We start from the raw sequence: 15,665 nt of genomic DNA, 5'->3' as shown, positions 1-15,665 counted from the left end.
GCCATTGTGCATATAGGGCGCTGTTAGCTCAACGTTTCGTAAATGTGTGTTCTTGAACTTACCATTATTCTTGGGATCAACGACGAACACACCCAAACCAAGATCAGGAGGCTGAACCGAGCCTATCAGTGCATCAATTTCAGGATTATGAGGTAAACCGATATTGTGGTATTCAAAATCCGTAAAAATTGGAGCAGGTTCGTTATTCAGCGTTTTTACCGTATGACAGTTTGAGCATTTAGCCGACCCTTTGAAGAGGTTAAACCCCTCTTCTTCCTGTGCTGTGAATGTAGCCAGACCTGCCTGTACGGCATCAAATTTCGAACTGAAGGGACTCACCTCGCTCGTTCCCTCATAGGCAGCGATGGCTGCCGCCATGCAGTCATAAGAGCTGTCGACATTCTCCGGAAGGAAGGCGTCTAGACCGCACTCCTGCTCGAACAACCCGGCATAGCTCGACAGTTCAATATCAGCAATGACATGAGCCCGACTGGGGTTATTCATTTCCACCGGGTTAAGGAAAGGCCCTTTGGCCTGCTCCGTTAAATTGGCCGCTCTACCATCCCAGAACTGGCCACCGGATATATTATTCCTTCCCTTATGAGTGAACTCAGGGAAAAAAACAGCGTAACCTGCACTAGGTGCATTACGGCCACCAAACCTGCCTGGAATAACACCCTCTGAAACAGGGTTTTCCTGATCGGGTTCTGCAAATCCTGTTGCCGGTGAATGACAACTGGCGCATGACTGGCCAGCGGGCTCTGATAGATCAGTGTCGAAAAAGAGATTCTTGCCGAGTTCTTCAACCGGTGTGAGCGCCAATGCAGCCGTTGACAGGCCTAAAATAGTACTGATGATTCCCCCGTAAAATACGGATTTAACAAATTGGTGTTTCTTCATAATTCCCCCTTATATTATTGATTTAGTATTTTTAAGAAAAGAAAAACAAACTTCTCAATACCTGTGATGTATTTCATGGATGGTTAATATGTGGATTTAACAATTAGATATTTCCCCATAATTCCCCCTTTCTATTATTAATTTATTGTTTTAAGAAAAGAAAAACAGACTTCAAAATACAATTGCGCTCCTGGAAAGGTTTTCCCTTCTCCACAACTCCCGGTGGAGAAATTTAAATAGAAAGCACATTTTTATCAAGAAAACTTTTCCTTGAAGCGAAACGTATTACGAAGTGCACGATTTAGGATGCGGGAATAAGGGAAAGGTTTTAAAAAAATGCCATCGTCAGGAATAATCACCCAACAATGGCATTAAATATAAGAGTTCTTCTCATTTACTTAGAAAAAGGAATCCATTTTGTCGCTCTTTTGCGTACTTCAGCCTGCTCATCTTCAGGCATGGGGATGAGCCCTTTATCAACGAGGAAACACCTTCTCATTTAAAAAAAGCCCATCCCGGCACGTGGCCGGGATGGGCTTTTAAATTTAACTTTTTCCTTTTTGTTTTCTAGACAGCTTGAGGGCAATTTTTCCCAATATTAAGGAAGAATTAAAGTCGGCTTCGCCTCTACTGACATGGCTGCTGTGATTTCCCATTGGCCACTGGCACCGTTACCACTTATATTCAAGCTCCCATCAGGAATACCTGGATTACCCGGACTTCCCGTATCAGCGACTTCCCAGAATTGTGTTTGTATTCCAATATTGTTATTGCCTTGTTGTGAATCATCGATAGTATAAATATAGTCTCTGCCATTTGCGCGCATAGCTCCCCAGATTCTCAATCCATGTGAGCCTCCTTTAGCACCTGTTTTGTCAAATCTGGTGAAAGTTAAAACCACACCACGCCCCTGTGTCAACTGATCGAATATCCAGTCCCAAGTTACCTCTTGACCTTCAGGGTAAGAAATAAGGCCGTTAAAGGGAATATCTGGATGGGTATCACAGTAATTGCCATCACCTACAATTACGAAACCTGGTTGAGGTACCCCTTGATGTCTGAACTCTACCGCTGCCTGATCTCCAAAGGCAGCCATATATCCCATGGCGCCACGGGCCCACTGGCAGGGAATCGCACCATCTCCGGTATCCATATTCAATACACCTTCACGTTTGGTTAGTGCGTCAATAGCAGCGACAAGACGGTAGTCAGGAACCGGAAACCATGAGGGTGGAATATTCCAGCCAAACCCGATACCAAAGAAATGAGGAATATCCCAGACCAGAGGAGATACATTGTAACGGTCCTCAAGGTATTGGAAAGTGTTGGCAAAGGCAACAGGGAGACATTGATTAACTCCAGACTCCAAATTGCGTGTGTGATCCTGAAACACAAAGATTGGTTCTTCTTCCCACTTGTCCAACGGTCCTGGAACAGGGTATGGCGACAATGGCGGTGGCCCTACCAAATCCGGATTATCGCCACCTGGCTCAGGGATTCCGTCAAAGCCATCGATGACGCCTTCGGCATTAATAATGCCTGAACTGACTGTTATCTCACTTGACTTAAAAGTATCTGCAATGTGTTGTATTTCTTCTATCACCGGCAGTACACTTTCTGAAGCGACAACGTTCACGGTAATAGATTCGACCGGCCCGGAACCTACTATGCCGGGTCTGAGATCAATAAAAACCGACATAGGTATGCTTTCGTTACTCAGTTGTTCAGGAATATAAAGGTTTTGTACCACCCAGCGAATGGGACCTGAAGGTTCTTGCGAATGAACAAACATATTATAATAACCGGATCCCATACCGGTAGATCTGGCCAGGGCCATAGGATTGAATCGGACCTTCCCCCAGTCTGTATTTCTTACTGTCCCTGCCTCAAAATCAAAGATAACCTGCTGGACCTCCATAACATTGTCTTTCAGATTTACAGGCTGCATTAACCTCCTGTAGTTATCTCTCTCCGTTTCCCTGGCGAAACCGATTTGTTGCATAGAAACCAGGACAAACATAATGGCTAAAACCTTGATTAAACTTAATTTAACTTGCTTCATTTTTCCTCTCCCTTTTCTTTTCTTGTTATTTAATATGCTCTTTCATCGCTTTTACAATCTTTTTTGCCGCATTGGTTGATGAATCAAAGTCAGGATGCAGTCCATCTCCAATTGGTTTAAATTGATCCCAGGCCTCCACCAACAGGACCTCCGGCACTTCTACCTGCAAACGTGAGTGGAAAAGTCCTTTCAGTTCATTGTAGGTAGACTCATTTATAACCCATGGAAGAGCAAATGCAGTTTGAAATACCTGCCAATTAATATCATTATAGTCAGGATAAATGGCAACAATTGGGGTTATGCCGATGGCAACGGCTTGTTGGGCGATATTTATGTAGCCGTCAATGACATGGTTTAGTTCTTCCGTCGTACATTGGTCGCTAACTAATTGCGGTTCCTCCACTCCACCGGCATGGAGACAGTCATTAGTCGGTGTTCCCATAATAAGATAGTCCGCATTGTAGCCCAGGATATTCATTGGATTTTGCGGGTCTCTTATGACGACACGGCTAAGGGCCTTTTGGAACTGGACGTCATATCCCTGCCAGGATCCAAAGCCACATGAGTCGGGCCCGCAATACTCACGGTAATAAACACTGGCGCCTCCCCGTGCTTCGTTAATTACAAATCCATTCAACTGATCATTACGGACCAGTGCATCTCCAAGGCTTAGATAACTACCATAATTTACTGCCGCTCCATAAAAGGGACCAAAAAGGTTATCATCTATAGGAGTTACACCATTTTCATAAGAGGCCCCGATAATAAGAATAGGTTTATCATTATCAATATCAGCATTAACTGACGACCCCATTAGCAAAAAAACAGTTAAAACTACAGTTGATGTTAAGCGAGTGAGTAACCTCTCCTTAGAGTAATTCATCTTTTTCATAGCTTCTCCTTTCCTGTTTATAGAGTATTTTTTTTTCATACTTTCTCCTTTTCTATTTTACTCCCCACCTCAACCAGCCACTAGAAATGAGTAAGATGGTATATTGGATAAGCTCTTAGATAAACATTTGAGAGTCACAAACTATTTTTCCTGACATAATGTTACTAGAAGTTTTTACCCAATTTATGATTACAGCAGTGTGGCCATAATATCTAGCGTACAAATCTCAGGGCATTTTCACTGAATGTTCTTGAAGCTTCAGGTGTAGCATTGCAAATAGCATCGAGAGCCTCCAGTTTCAGGGTATCTCCACCATCAATGAGTTCAAGATAGTAGTAAAAGTCTGTAATAATACCACCGATATCTGATGTCCCTTCCAGGCAATAAACAGTGCCAGGCAACATTTCCTTGAAGGCAGGATTTACATCGCCTGATACCTTCTTTATGATGCTCACTAAAGCCGCTTTACCATCACCAGGTGCGACTGATATGAGATCAGTTGAAATATTCATTTCAGTATCAGGTGCGATGAGGTCATCTGCCAGGACCAGCAGATTACTCATGACGCCAAAGAGGTCTGTTGAAATATCGAGGCCTGCCTTGTCCTCAGAAATCCATATGCCTGCAGCAGTACCGGCCTGTCCAACATCACTCAACTTTCCACAGGGATCAGTAGCGGAGACCCTATAATTACCGGGAACACCCACTTTATCAAGGTACGCTGTTTTAGTTGGCTCCAGAAAATACTCATAGGTACAGGCGCCATATCTAAATCCGGCACCTGGTCCCTCTTCAGCGCCAATACGGTCTGGATTGACAAAATTATTTTCAAAGCGGAAGTCCGTCAGATTTGCATCGAAGCCAGGTTTATAATCGGACAAACCCGCTCCTCCACCACTGCCAAGCAATGTGCCTTTATCTATCAGCAAATAGTTATTTACGTAATTGACAGAACATTTTACGGTAGATTCAACATCGCCAAGATCTTCAACACAGGTGGCTCCAACCAATGCTGTAGTTATAATTCCGTAAGCAGCCGTCATATGGGCATAATCACCTTCAACAGCAATTTCCTCTTTACTATTTACCAGATGTGAGCAGACTTGATAGGTCATTCCAAAATCGGTTTCACCTGCCCGAGGACCTGAGATATATTGTGTACTTGTTAAGCTTTTTACATACAGGTCTGTAGGTGCAATTATATCGATATTGGTCGTGTACAGAAGGAATCCAAGTTCATGATTGATGGGGGTAAGATCACCGGCCTCCAGTTCACCTATTGGAAGTGACGAATCTACAGATGAGGGATCTACAAGGGCCACTGAAAAGAGGTCTTTCGCATTAACTGACCCATTAGCTTCCATAACGCTATCGCAACTTGGAAGGTAATCTACGGACTGTATATTCGGATTTGAATCATCATCACCACAGCCAATAATGAGCAGGCTGATCATAACTAACAGCAGGCACCTTATTCTTTGAATATAGTTTATGCAAGACATGTTTATACTCCTTTCTTATTTACAAAATTCTCTCTACTCTTAACGTCCGGCTTAGTAAGCCAACAAGAGTGGATATTAATGGAGATGTTTATTATTGTGCCTCTGGCGGCTTATGGTTAAAGCAAACTACGTTTACACCGTCACAGACTTCTGTGCCATCAGGTGTTGGGATATCTGCCAGTAAGGCAAAATCAGACACTATTGGGCCAAATTTAGCACGCATAAGCTCCTGCGCCGGTGAAACTCGATAGGCGATCTTCTGGTATATCGATTTTTCTGACATAGGGTCTCTCCACTTTACCGTCAGAACATCGGTTAATGGGTCCGGGGTATGGGGTCTTAACAACTCCCCATAAGCTCCTCTTACAAGAAATTCTTCAGTGGAATTTAAATGCCGATAAAACATGAGGTAGTTAATATGAGGACTGCTATAGAGTGCTGGTTTATAGTATTCCGAGTTTTTATGAATAGGGAAGATGGACAACTTCTGATCACAATCAACTGCAGCTTCATCTACATTACAGGGTGGTATTCCTGCTTTCTCAAACCAGCCACCTAAAGAACTGTGAATAGAGTCGTAACTATAGAATGATTTAGCTTCGTTGGTCCAGGACACCGCTTCGGCACGCCATAGCCAATCCATTGAGGGATCATTAAAGCTAAATTTCGGGAAGGGCTTGGCCAAATAGTATCTGAGCTTATCCAATAGGGCATCATCCTGTAACAGCAGGAACATTGGGAAATGAATAGATTGATCCGTTTTTTTATAGTCCCTTACAGAAAATTCGATGTGGGAATTGGGAAAACGCTGAAATTCGAGTGATCCCTGATAATAGCCTGGATGTCCCTCGACTTGTCTAGCCATCATCTCCGGATAGGCAATGATCTCGCCCTTGTTAAAGGAAATCGGGTTTTCTTCATCGGTGATCAGGTTTACCCCTTCATCGTCAATTGTGACTGTGTTTGGATCCTTGTAACCAGCATTAATCATACCCTCACGCAAGGTGCTGGATAGTTGTCCAACATGCATTAACTCATAATGAAAATTACAAATATTACCTTCAATGAGCCACATTTTCCCGCCAGTCGCTTCAGATACGGAATCATAGAATCTTTCAAGAACGACAGTCTTGACCCGAAAACCGGTTTCTGGTGCAATATAAGGTGGGTTTTTATGGAGAATATCATTAAGTAACATACCGCAGGTTTCGTTCTCATCATCACAAATTTGATTGTTGTTATCGTCAACGAGCACAGTCAGTTCAGGATAATCGAGTGCGGCCCATGCCGCCCAGTCAGATTTTCTATTACCTTCTTCATGGCCGGTATAGGGTGGGACGTGGGTTCCCCATGGGTACATAGATGTGTCTATCAAACCTGCCTCAGACATTAATCGCAGATTATCTTTTGTTGTATCATAGGTAAAGGGTAAGTCAAAGTTCACAGTCTTATTTTGGCACTCGATCTGCTCTGCCTGAGTTAAATAGAGAAGGTAATTATTGTTTGCATATGCCTGTTTAGTGACACTAACTATGATCAGTGTAATAAAGAGAATAGTGGGTACAGATTTATATTGAAGTTTGTTGAACATATTCATAACAGGACTCCTTTCCTTATGTAAAATAAATGAGTTTTTTGAAATATCTTTCTTCGCTAGTCCGGTTTTTAGTAGTTACTGGATGATTAGAAGTGTTATTTCTTTAAAAAGAAAATGTGAGCTCACACCTGCAAATCATCATCAAATAATGGAGGGACAAGCCCGCCCTTTAAATATATTAAACAATAAATCATTTAGAAAAATTCAGTTGTACATCCACCAAAGCATCATAATCAAAGGCGGGCACGCCGGTAATATCAACTGCATTATCAGTCCGCCCAACCATATGTGTCGGAAACGATGCTTCAAAAGAGGATGAAACCGGATTATCTCCTGAAGAAGAAGAATCTGCCATAAACAGTACAGTCATGTTCTGAGTTGGGTCATAAGTAAAACCGGTCTGCAAAGGAATCGTTAGCCAGTCGCCCGCTTTAAGCCCCGCTGGTATATCAAAAGTGCCATCAAATACCAGTGCAGAGTTTAGTTCCATATTGCTGGAATAAGTATCTGCCATATTAAGTACAGTCTTATCAGTGGCTCCCATATATATTTTGTAATTAGGAATTGTTGTCGCCACTGAATCTGCTGTCAGCCTTACGCTGATACCGGTAACGGTTCCCCCTGTACCAACAAGAGTGGGGGTATACAGGCTTTGTGTCTGGCTGCCACCTGCTAATCCTCCAAGTACCTGAAGAGTAGCACCATTTCCGGATGGCATTATCTGTACAGGCGCACCGTCAAAGCGAAATTTAATATTGTAAGCTAAATTATCAACACCACTTGCAACAACGTCTCCGCTGTCACCGACAGCCCTTCGCCCCGGTTCGCTAGGCTTAGCTATTAAATAGGTGAGTGAACTTGCAGCAGAAACATCAATCTCAAGAAGGAGTGGATCGGTGCCGTTATAGGTGAATGTGCCGTCAGGAATAGGTACCCAGAAGTACTCTCCTGCCGGAATGCCTGCGGGGATAGTAAAGCTTACGTTATCTGCAACCGTAACGGGTGTATCTAAATCGAAGTTATCGGCAAATGTAGTTGAAAGGAGCGTTGACGTATGGCCCAGTTTGAGTGTATAGGTCACGTCATTTTGTGCAGAGGTAGTGTACATCTGAAAGCCGATGCCGCTGATTGGGCCGGAACCGTTTATTTCACCATTCGAATAGAGCATTTGTACCTTGGGAAGGAGAGTTGAAAATGGATAGGCATCTACTGATGTGCCTCCAAAGTCCACTTCATTATCACCACCGGAAAATTGAAAGGAAACAGTCATGTTGTAATCCAATTTTGAACCGGTTACTGCTGTATCGGAAGAGAGAGAGCGTAAAGTCGCATCGTACCCCACTGCACTCCCGGCATCCAAAAGTACATCACCGGAACATGCCGATGTTCTTGAAATTTCAATCAGCAGATTATCAACACCATTGTAATTGAATGCACCGGGCAGAGGAATTTCAATATAACTTCCTACAGAGCCGGCGGGGATAGTAAGGGTAGCATTATCCAATACAGTGACAAAACTTCCCTGCCCTGTTTCAATGGCGTCTGCAAATGTTGTCGTTAAATCAGCAGCGCTTGTATGGCCAATTTTAAGCGTTGTATTGTTACAGGTAACATCGGCCAGGAGATCGGCATCATGTCGAAATCGAAGCGCCGAGATATTGCCGGAACCGTTAATGTCGTCAGCATGGTAGAGAAGGTGAAATCGAAGTTTGGAATCATCGCCAAATAGTACGGCCCAGGCAGTATCATTATAATCAATGCTCTTTTTGAAGGTACCTTTTGCAGTGCCACTACCACCTTCACCTCCACTACCACCTTCACCTCCACTACCACCACTACTGCCTCCACAGCCGGTAAATACCATCGTAAGTAATGTTACGAAAATTGCCATAATAGTTGACTTTTTTTCTCTTTTCATATGTAAACCTCCTTCAAATTTTTTTCAGCTTTAGAGAATTCTTTTGTGGTGATAATATTGCGCAGGAACTAACAAATAGATTACAAATTCAATTTTTTATCTATTTTTTAGATTTTTTATAAAATAAGGTCATCATGTTTCTCAACGGATCTTAGTCTGTTATTACAGGCTTAAACGGGGAAGCAGCGTTACACAACAACCAGGTTCCAGCTTCAACAGGAAGGATAATCCTGGAAACTATGATTCATATGCTGTTTCTGGGATAGTAAGTAGAAAGATAGTGAGAATTGAATGTAAAGCGATTAAATGGAAAAAAACTTAAATGTGAGACATCAGGAGGATGAGGATATTTCTTTGAAAAGGGCCTTTGTAGCAGGAGATGGAACGATAGCGATATTATTTTTTAGTTCTTTTTCAAATTTCTGGTAGGCTAAAATTGCATCGACAGGCCGACCAAGCGCTGTGAAAGTGCGCATAAGACCCCTTACATGCTCTTCAGACAGTGGGTTGACCTTTACACCCTGGCTGTAACAGTCCAGAGCGCTGCCCCACTCTTTAGAAGCTTCACGAAGATCTCCCAGATTTGCAAGTATTTTCAGATAACTGCTCTGAAGATTTTCCCGCATGGCCATCGTCCACTCTGAACCGTCAAGGGCCGGGAGCAATTTGCCTCCATATAGGGAAAGAAGGTTTTCCATATCTTCGGCGCTCTGCGTTGTATTTTTTTCCTTATCATTGTTATGTTTCGCAAGTTCAAGAAAAGCAAGCGCGTCAACCCAGCAGACCTTGCTGTTAATGGAAAGCTCTCCATGCTTTACCTCAATCGCCTCGGAATAATTGAGCAGTTTTCTAAGCCTGTGAATCCCCATATCGAGGGCGCTTTGTGCCGCATCTCCGTCCTTTTCCGGCCAGAAAATATCGGCAAGACAATAGGCGGGAACATTTGATCCACCCAGGCAGATAAGGGCCTTCAGGATATCGATTAGCCGGTGGTGAGATTTCCTCCCTTCTTTGAGGGGCCTTCCATCCACCTCTATCCTAAAAGAACCCAGAGTATAAACCTTGATCGGCCATGGCCAATCTTTTAAAGTTGCGCCACGACTCACAGGAAGAAGCTTGTTTTTTCTTATAAATTCCTTTGTGTAATCATTTTCTAAATTCTTTTCTATGGCAAGGCTGAAGATACGGTTCATAAAAGGTCGATCAAAGTAAGGCATCATGACATATCCCTCTTTGGCCCCTATGGCAAGGCCCCTTTTGAGCAGCTCTACCCCTTTGTTCTTCTCCCCTTTCTCAAAATAAAGGTATCCTTCATAAATCAGGGAATGAAAAGAGACCATATTTACCTCCCTTGCCAGCCTTCTGGCACGCATAAACCAAGCGAGACTTTCATCGTATTTCCCTAATCTACATTTAATGGTGCCAAGGGCGATCATTGTCACTCCTGCAGATATAGGCGCTCCCGTTTTCTTGGTAAAGTCAAAGGCTTTTTCAGCGCAAACTTCTGCGCCCCTTGCATCATCCAGGGCAAGCAAAATCGTTCCCATGGAATAATCAACATGCGCTTGATCCAGTAAACGGGGCGCCGGAATCTTTTTGAGTTGCGCCAATGCGCTTCTCAATTTTTTTTTATCACCCAATCCAACCACATTATGAGCATAATAGAGGAACAACATCTGGTCAAAAATATGAATACCGGTGTCTTCGATGATTTTTGAACCCGCGTCAAAAGCTGCCATGCCATTCACCTGATCTCCAACATGACCACTATACATAGCCTTCATTGCGTAATATTGAATAATCATTACAGGATTAGCGCCTTTTTTTTCAAAGTTTTGCTCTATGTGACTTATGAGTCGCCTGCCTTCATGGAGATTTTCGGTAAAGGAAATGGGTTGAAGTAAAGCGCCTGCCAGTTTCATAATATTTCTTGGTGATAAACTGTTATAGATGGCCTCTTCAGCTATTTTTCTCCATCGCCTTATGTCGCCACCGGGAGGCTGGCGCCAAAATAGAGCGTGTAAATAAGCGGAAATTGCCGCAATTTTAATGTTTTCTTTCTGTTTTTCAAGGATAGGCTCAATTTCCTTATTGAATATTTTCAGCCATTTATCAATAGTTTTTATTTTGCTGAAATCCACAATGTGGGTTTCTATAATGGCGCTCCACGAGGTAATGAGACCGGCCTCATCCTTCAATGCGTCAAAGCGTGAAAAGGCCTTGCTCAGGTGGTTTCTGGAGGCAGTCTGGTCAAAAGGGATGAGGCACATCCCTTCCCAGTAAAAAAGCCATGGCTTATTGAACTTCGTCATATCAGACAAATGGTCGATCCAGGATTTTAAAAGGGACAGCCTCCCCTGGAAATAGAGTTCCCCCGCATGGGTAAGAACAATTTCCGATAAATTCTCCCATGCCTCATTTTCAACAAGAAGCTCGGCAGCCTCTTCAAAGCGTCCTTCCGAAGCCAGCAGTTGAGCCGAAAGTCCACGAAGACGGATTATTTCCTTTTCATTAAAGACTTCAGCGACCCTGCTTAGAAGAAAGCTGCGGAACAAAGCATGATAGCGGAAGACCTTCTTTAAACGGCCATGAGCCTCTATGAAAAAATTTCCTTTCACCATGTTTGAGATTCCGTATTTTGAGGAACCTTTCCCTGCCAGGGTTTCCACCATCTGTGGGGAAAAAGAGGGAACAAAGGCTGTTTGAAGGAGGATAGATTTCATCCTTTCATCAGCCCTGTTGAAAACCTCATGGGCAAAATAATTGAAAAGTTCGTCAGAGCCGATGGAACCGCCCGTTCCTATTGCTCCGCCATCATGAAGTTCACCTGCCTTGTTTAGAAGAAGAAGACCCGCTATCCAGCCACCTCCTCTTTCCAACAGCTTATCCCTCTGAGCTATTCCGTCTGCCTGTTCCTGATGATCAAGTATCCCTGTCGCTTCTTTTTCAGTTACCCGAAGGTCTTCCCAGCCTATCAATTTGAGTTTGTTCGATGCGCTGAGTCTGGCCCATGCCTCGTGAGGATTTGAGCGACTTATAATAATGACGCGCATTATTTCTGATAAAGACTTTATTCCTTCGCATAAAACATTATGAAAGGTTGAAGTCTCCGGTATAAGCTGATAATCATCAAAGACAAGACATGTATGAGAAGGAAGGCGGCGGGCTACCTCTTCGAAATACCGCCTTGAGAAAACAGTGGGTCCCATCATGTATTCCGGTGTAAAAAGAGGCATTGCTTTTCTTTTTCTGGGATTTGCCTCTTTGACAGCGAGCCCCATATAATAGAAAAAGCCGGCAAGATCACCGTCCCCTTCGTCCAACCTGTACCAGAGACAGGGGAGTTTATTAGCAGCTATATAATCTGCAACAGCAGTGGTTTTACCTGATCCGCCGGGCGCTGAAAGCCATGTAAGAGGTATTGTTTTGGCTGAATCAATCAGACTGTTCAAGCGTGTTCTGCGGTAAATACCTGAAATCCCGGGACGGCTTATCTTGGCTATAAATGTTTTTTTCGGCATTAAATTTTCTTCAGTTGGAATTATAAACTTTTAACGATGCAGGTGGAGGCTGCGTAGCTTATCTCGTAAAAAATCAAAGAAGGAGACAAGGCAATGAAATCATCAAATGAGTAAAAATTCAAGCGCTATTACAATCTTCACTGCAAGAATTATTGTCAAGTCTTGTTATTTAGCAAGAAAACTCAAAGGGCGCCCTGATCAACCTGTATTGCCTCAATGCCATCTTTAAATGTCCGAGGATGAGGATATTTCTTTGAAAAGGGCCTTTGTAGCAGGAGATGGATCGATAGCGATATTATTTTTTAATTCTTTTTCAAATTTCTGGTAGGCTAAAATTGCATCGACAGGCCGACCAAGCGCTGTGAAAGTGCGCATAAGACCCCTTACATGCTCTTCAGACAGTGGATTATCCTCTACACCGCAACTGTAACACTCCAGAGCAGTGCCCCACTCCTTGGAAGCTTCACGAAGGGCCCCCAGCCTTTGAAGCATTTTGAGATAACAATCCCTAAGATTTTCCCGCATGGCCATCGTCCACTCTGAACCGTCAAGGGCCGGGAGCAATTTGCCTCCATAGAGAGAAAGAATCTTCTCCACATCTTCAGCACTCTGCGTTGTATTTTTTTCCTTATCATTGTTATATTTCGTAAGTTCAAGAAAAACAAGTGCGTCAATCCAGCAGACCTTGCTGTTAATGGAAAGCTCTCCATGCTTTACCTCAATCGCCTCGGAATAATTGAGCAGTTTTCTAAGTCTGTGAATACCCATATCGAGGGCGCTTTGTGCCGCATCTCCGTCCTTTTCCGGCCAGAAAATATCGGCAAGGCGATAGGCAGGGACATTAGAGCCGCCCAGGCATATAAGGGCCTTCAGTATATTGATTAGCCGGTGGTGAGATTTTCTCCCCTCTTTGAGGGGTTTTCCATCCACCTCTATCCGAAATGAACCCAGAGTATAAACCTTAATCGGCCAGGGCCAGTTTTCAATATCCGTCATACCCTCAGGAGGAAGGAGGCCATCATTACGAATCAGTTGCTGCACATACTCGACCTCTATATCGGCTAAAAGCGCTTTAGTGTAGAGATTACGATTGACCTCGGGAAGAGAGAAAAAGAGGGCCTCTTTATAGCCTCTCTCTCTTCCCTGGGCAAGTCCCGCTTTGAGTGCTTTAAAGGCTGTCACTTCATCTCCCCTATGAAAAGCAAAATAAGCCTCCAACAGGGAGAATTCAAAAATATAGCCCTGACTATCAAACCTCCGGCTAAAATTGATGGCTGTTGAAAGCGCCGCTGAAGCTTCCTCATGTTTTCCCAGTTCATGAAGAACATAAGCATGCAATGAGTAAATGATCACAAGGGGTGAAACCCCTCCGACTTTCAAAACTACTTGGAGAGAGAGCCTGCTTTCCTTTTCGGCAAGGGATATATTTTTATTATGGAGAGCAAAAAAGGCTTTAATAAGATGATATAAACAACGCTCATAGGGACTGCTAAAGGGTAATGAAGATTCAATGATCTTTATGTAATGATTAGTCCTTTCAAAATCCTGACGTTTACACGAAGACCAGAGGGCATGCCCTGCGAAGGCCGCGTCAAAGAGGTGAATACCGTTTCGAGTAGCTATTTCAAGAGACTTTTCAACCAATTTCAAACAGTGATCGTGGTCACCCCTGTAGTTAGCATGAATTGTTTCGGTCAATTTTGCCTGCATTACCTCTAAACAAGAGGGATTACTACTGCTCAACAAGCGATGAATAGACTGGATAACCTCATCAGCTTCTTTCAATTTACCGCACATTTGCAGGTAGTGAGAGAGATGAAATAGAACGGACATGCGACAGTTTAGATCGGGACTGCTGTCCTGAAGAGAAAGAGCACGCTCTTTCCAGAATTCAAATTGCGGATGGTCAGGGTAACGATGAATCATGGCTGAAAACATTGCCGTGGAGACACGGGTCTCGATCTCACCTTCAGGGATGCCCTTATATTTTTTGACAAGATCATTGAGAACATCAATCCAGCCGTCAAAGCTGTTATAATCATCCCATCCCCACAAGATGGATTCAGCCACCCCACACCAGGAAAGAAAAGTCCCGGAAGTATCTTTACGAAAATCCAGAAGTTGGAGTGATTTTTTGAAAATGGATCGGGCCTCAATTATGTTATAGGACATTTTGCAGGAGCCGAGCCGGAAGATGAGCCATGGATTTTTCTCCCGTACCGACTCCGGTACTGCCAGTATCCATGTTTCAACGACCCTACTACGCCCCTGGGCAATATAAGACTGCGCATTCTCAAGGATGAGTGGAATGAGCTGTTCCAAATCATCCGTTTCTATGAGGAGTTCCGCGGCCTCTTCCACCTGACCGGACTTAGAAAGGAGCGTGGCGGCATATTTTATAAGATGGGCTTTTTCTTCTTCTGAAAAATACTCGTCAGCCTCTTTTAATAAAAAGGCCCTGAAAAGGGGGTGATATTGATATACAGGCGGACTCTGCAGCCGCTTTTCTACAAAACAGTTCTTCCCGTAGAGATCAGACAGTATGCGGCGGGCCTGTTTAAGGTCCGTCAAATCCTTTGCCATCTCCAACGTCATACTTGGCATAAAAGCGGTTTTTAGCAAAAATAAGCGAATTTCTTCATCAAGCCTATAGAAAATCTCTGCCTCAAAATAACCAAATATCACCTCAGATATATCATCATTTAATGATATGGTAGAAAGCTTCTCCATATGAACCGATTCCAGCATCAGAATAGCCCTGCCATCCACCCTCCTGTTTTTTGGTGTAATACCTCAGGAACGTGAGATTCCATTGCGGCAGGTTTGATGAGGTGACCAACGCCTGCTGTCTCTTCAATATCGAGGCGAAGGGTTTCCCAACCGATCACCTTCATTATCCGGTTGAGTTGCAGGCGGGAAAAAACCTCCGGTGGATTGACCCGGCTCATGATGATTACTGATATACCATCGGGCAGGACGGACAATCCTGAATTGATTATGTCATGAAAATCAGATTCAGCAGAAACTTCCTGATAGTCGTCAAAAACGATGACAGCCGGCAGCTTCAAACGACTGTAGAGTTCTTCAAAAAAACGTTTTGTAAAGGTAGGTATGCCCATCATGAATTCGGGGGTCAAATGGGGTAGCGGTGTTTTTCGACGTGGCGCCGCTTTTTTTGCAGCTAGTCCCAGGTAGTGAAAGAATGTGGCAATATCCCCGTCGCCGCCATCGAGACGGTACCAGATATGCGGGATATTTCCACATTCTTTCACT

General features: G+C 43.6%; 9 protein-coding genes. All 9 read right to left on the bottom strand.

The features are described from left to right. Positions 1-900 (bottom strand): cytochrome-c peroxidase (locus tag OEV42_19125; GenBank protein ID MDH3976384.1); only part of this gene is annotated, 900 nt, incomplete at its 3' end. A 598-nt stretch (positions 901-1,498) separates the two neighbouring features. Further along, positions 1,499-2,902 carry a hypothetical protein gene (locus OEV42_19120; GenBank protein MDH3976383.1) on the bottom strand — a complete coding sequence of 468 codons (1,404 nt, stop codon included), beginning with the start codon at positions 2,900-2,902 and terminating at the stop codon, positions 1,499-1,501. 85 nt (positions 2,903-2,987) lie between these two features. Continuing rightward, positions 2,988-3,893, bottom strand: coding sequence for a hypothetical protein (locus tag OEV42_19115; GenBank protein MDH3976382.1), 906 nt, complete (start codon positions 3,891-3,893; stop codon positions 2,988-2,990). A 173-nt stretch (positions 3,894-4,066) separates the two neighbouring features. Beyond that, positions 4,067-5,356 carry a hypothetical protein gene (locus OEV42_19110; GenBank protein MDH3976381.1) on the bottom strand — a complete coding sequence of 430 codons (1,290 nt, stop codon included), beginning with the start codon at positions 5,354-5,356 and terminating at the stop codon, positions 4,067-4,069. Between the two features lie 91 nt (positions 5,357-5,447). Next, a complete protein-coding gene (locus OEV42_19105) occupies positions 5,448-6,953 on the bottom strand; it encodes a hypothetical protein (GenBank protein ID MDH3976380.1) in 1,506 nt (501 codons plus the stop codon). Between the two features lie 190 nt (positions 6,954-7,143). Beyond that, positions 7,144-8,871, bottom strand: a complete 1,728-nt coding sequence (locus OEV42_19100; protein MDH3976379.1) for a hypothetical protein — start codon at positions 8,869-8,871, stop codon at positions 7,144-7,146. A gap of 332 nt (positions 8,872-9,203) precedes the next feature. After that, positions 9,204-12,392, bottom strand: a complete 3,189-nt coding sequence (locus tag OEV42_19095; protein ID MDH3976378.1) for a hypothetical protein — start codon at positions 12,390-12,392, stop codon at positions 9,204-9,206. Between the two features lie 225 nt (positions 12,393-12,617). Then, the gene (locus OEV42_19090) at positions 12,618-15,140 is read right to left on the bottom strand and encodes a hypothetical protein (protein ID MDH3976377.1); all 2,523 of its coding nucleotides are present in this window, start codon (positions 15,138-15,140) and stop codon (positions 12,618-12,620) included. Further along, positions 15,140-15,665 (bottom strand): AAA family ATPase (locus OEV42_19085; protein MDH3976376.1); only part of this gene is annotated, 526 nt, incomplete at its 5' end. The genes OEV42_19090 and OEV42_19085, both read right to left, overlap by 1 nt.

The sequence above is a fragment of the Deltaproteobacteria bacterium genome, from assembly GCA_029860075.1.
Lineage (GTDB): Bacteria > Desulfobacterota > JADFVX01 > JADFVX01 > JADFVX01 > JAOUBX01.
This window is presented reverse-complemented; position numbering and strand designations above follow the sequence as displayed.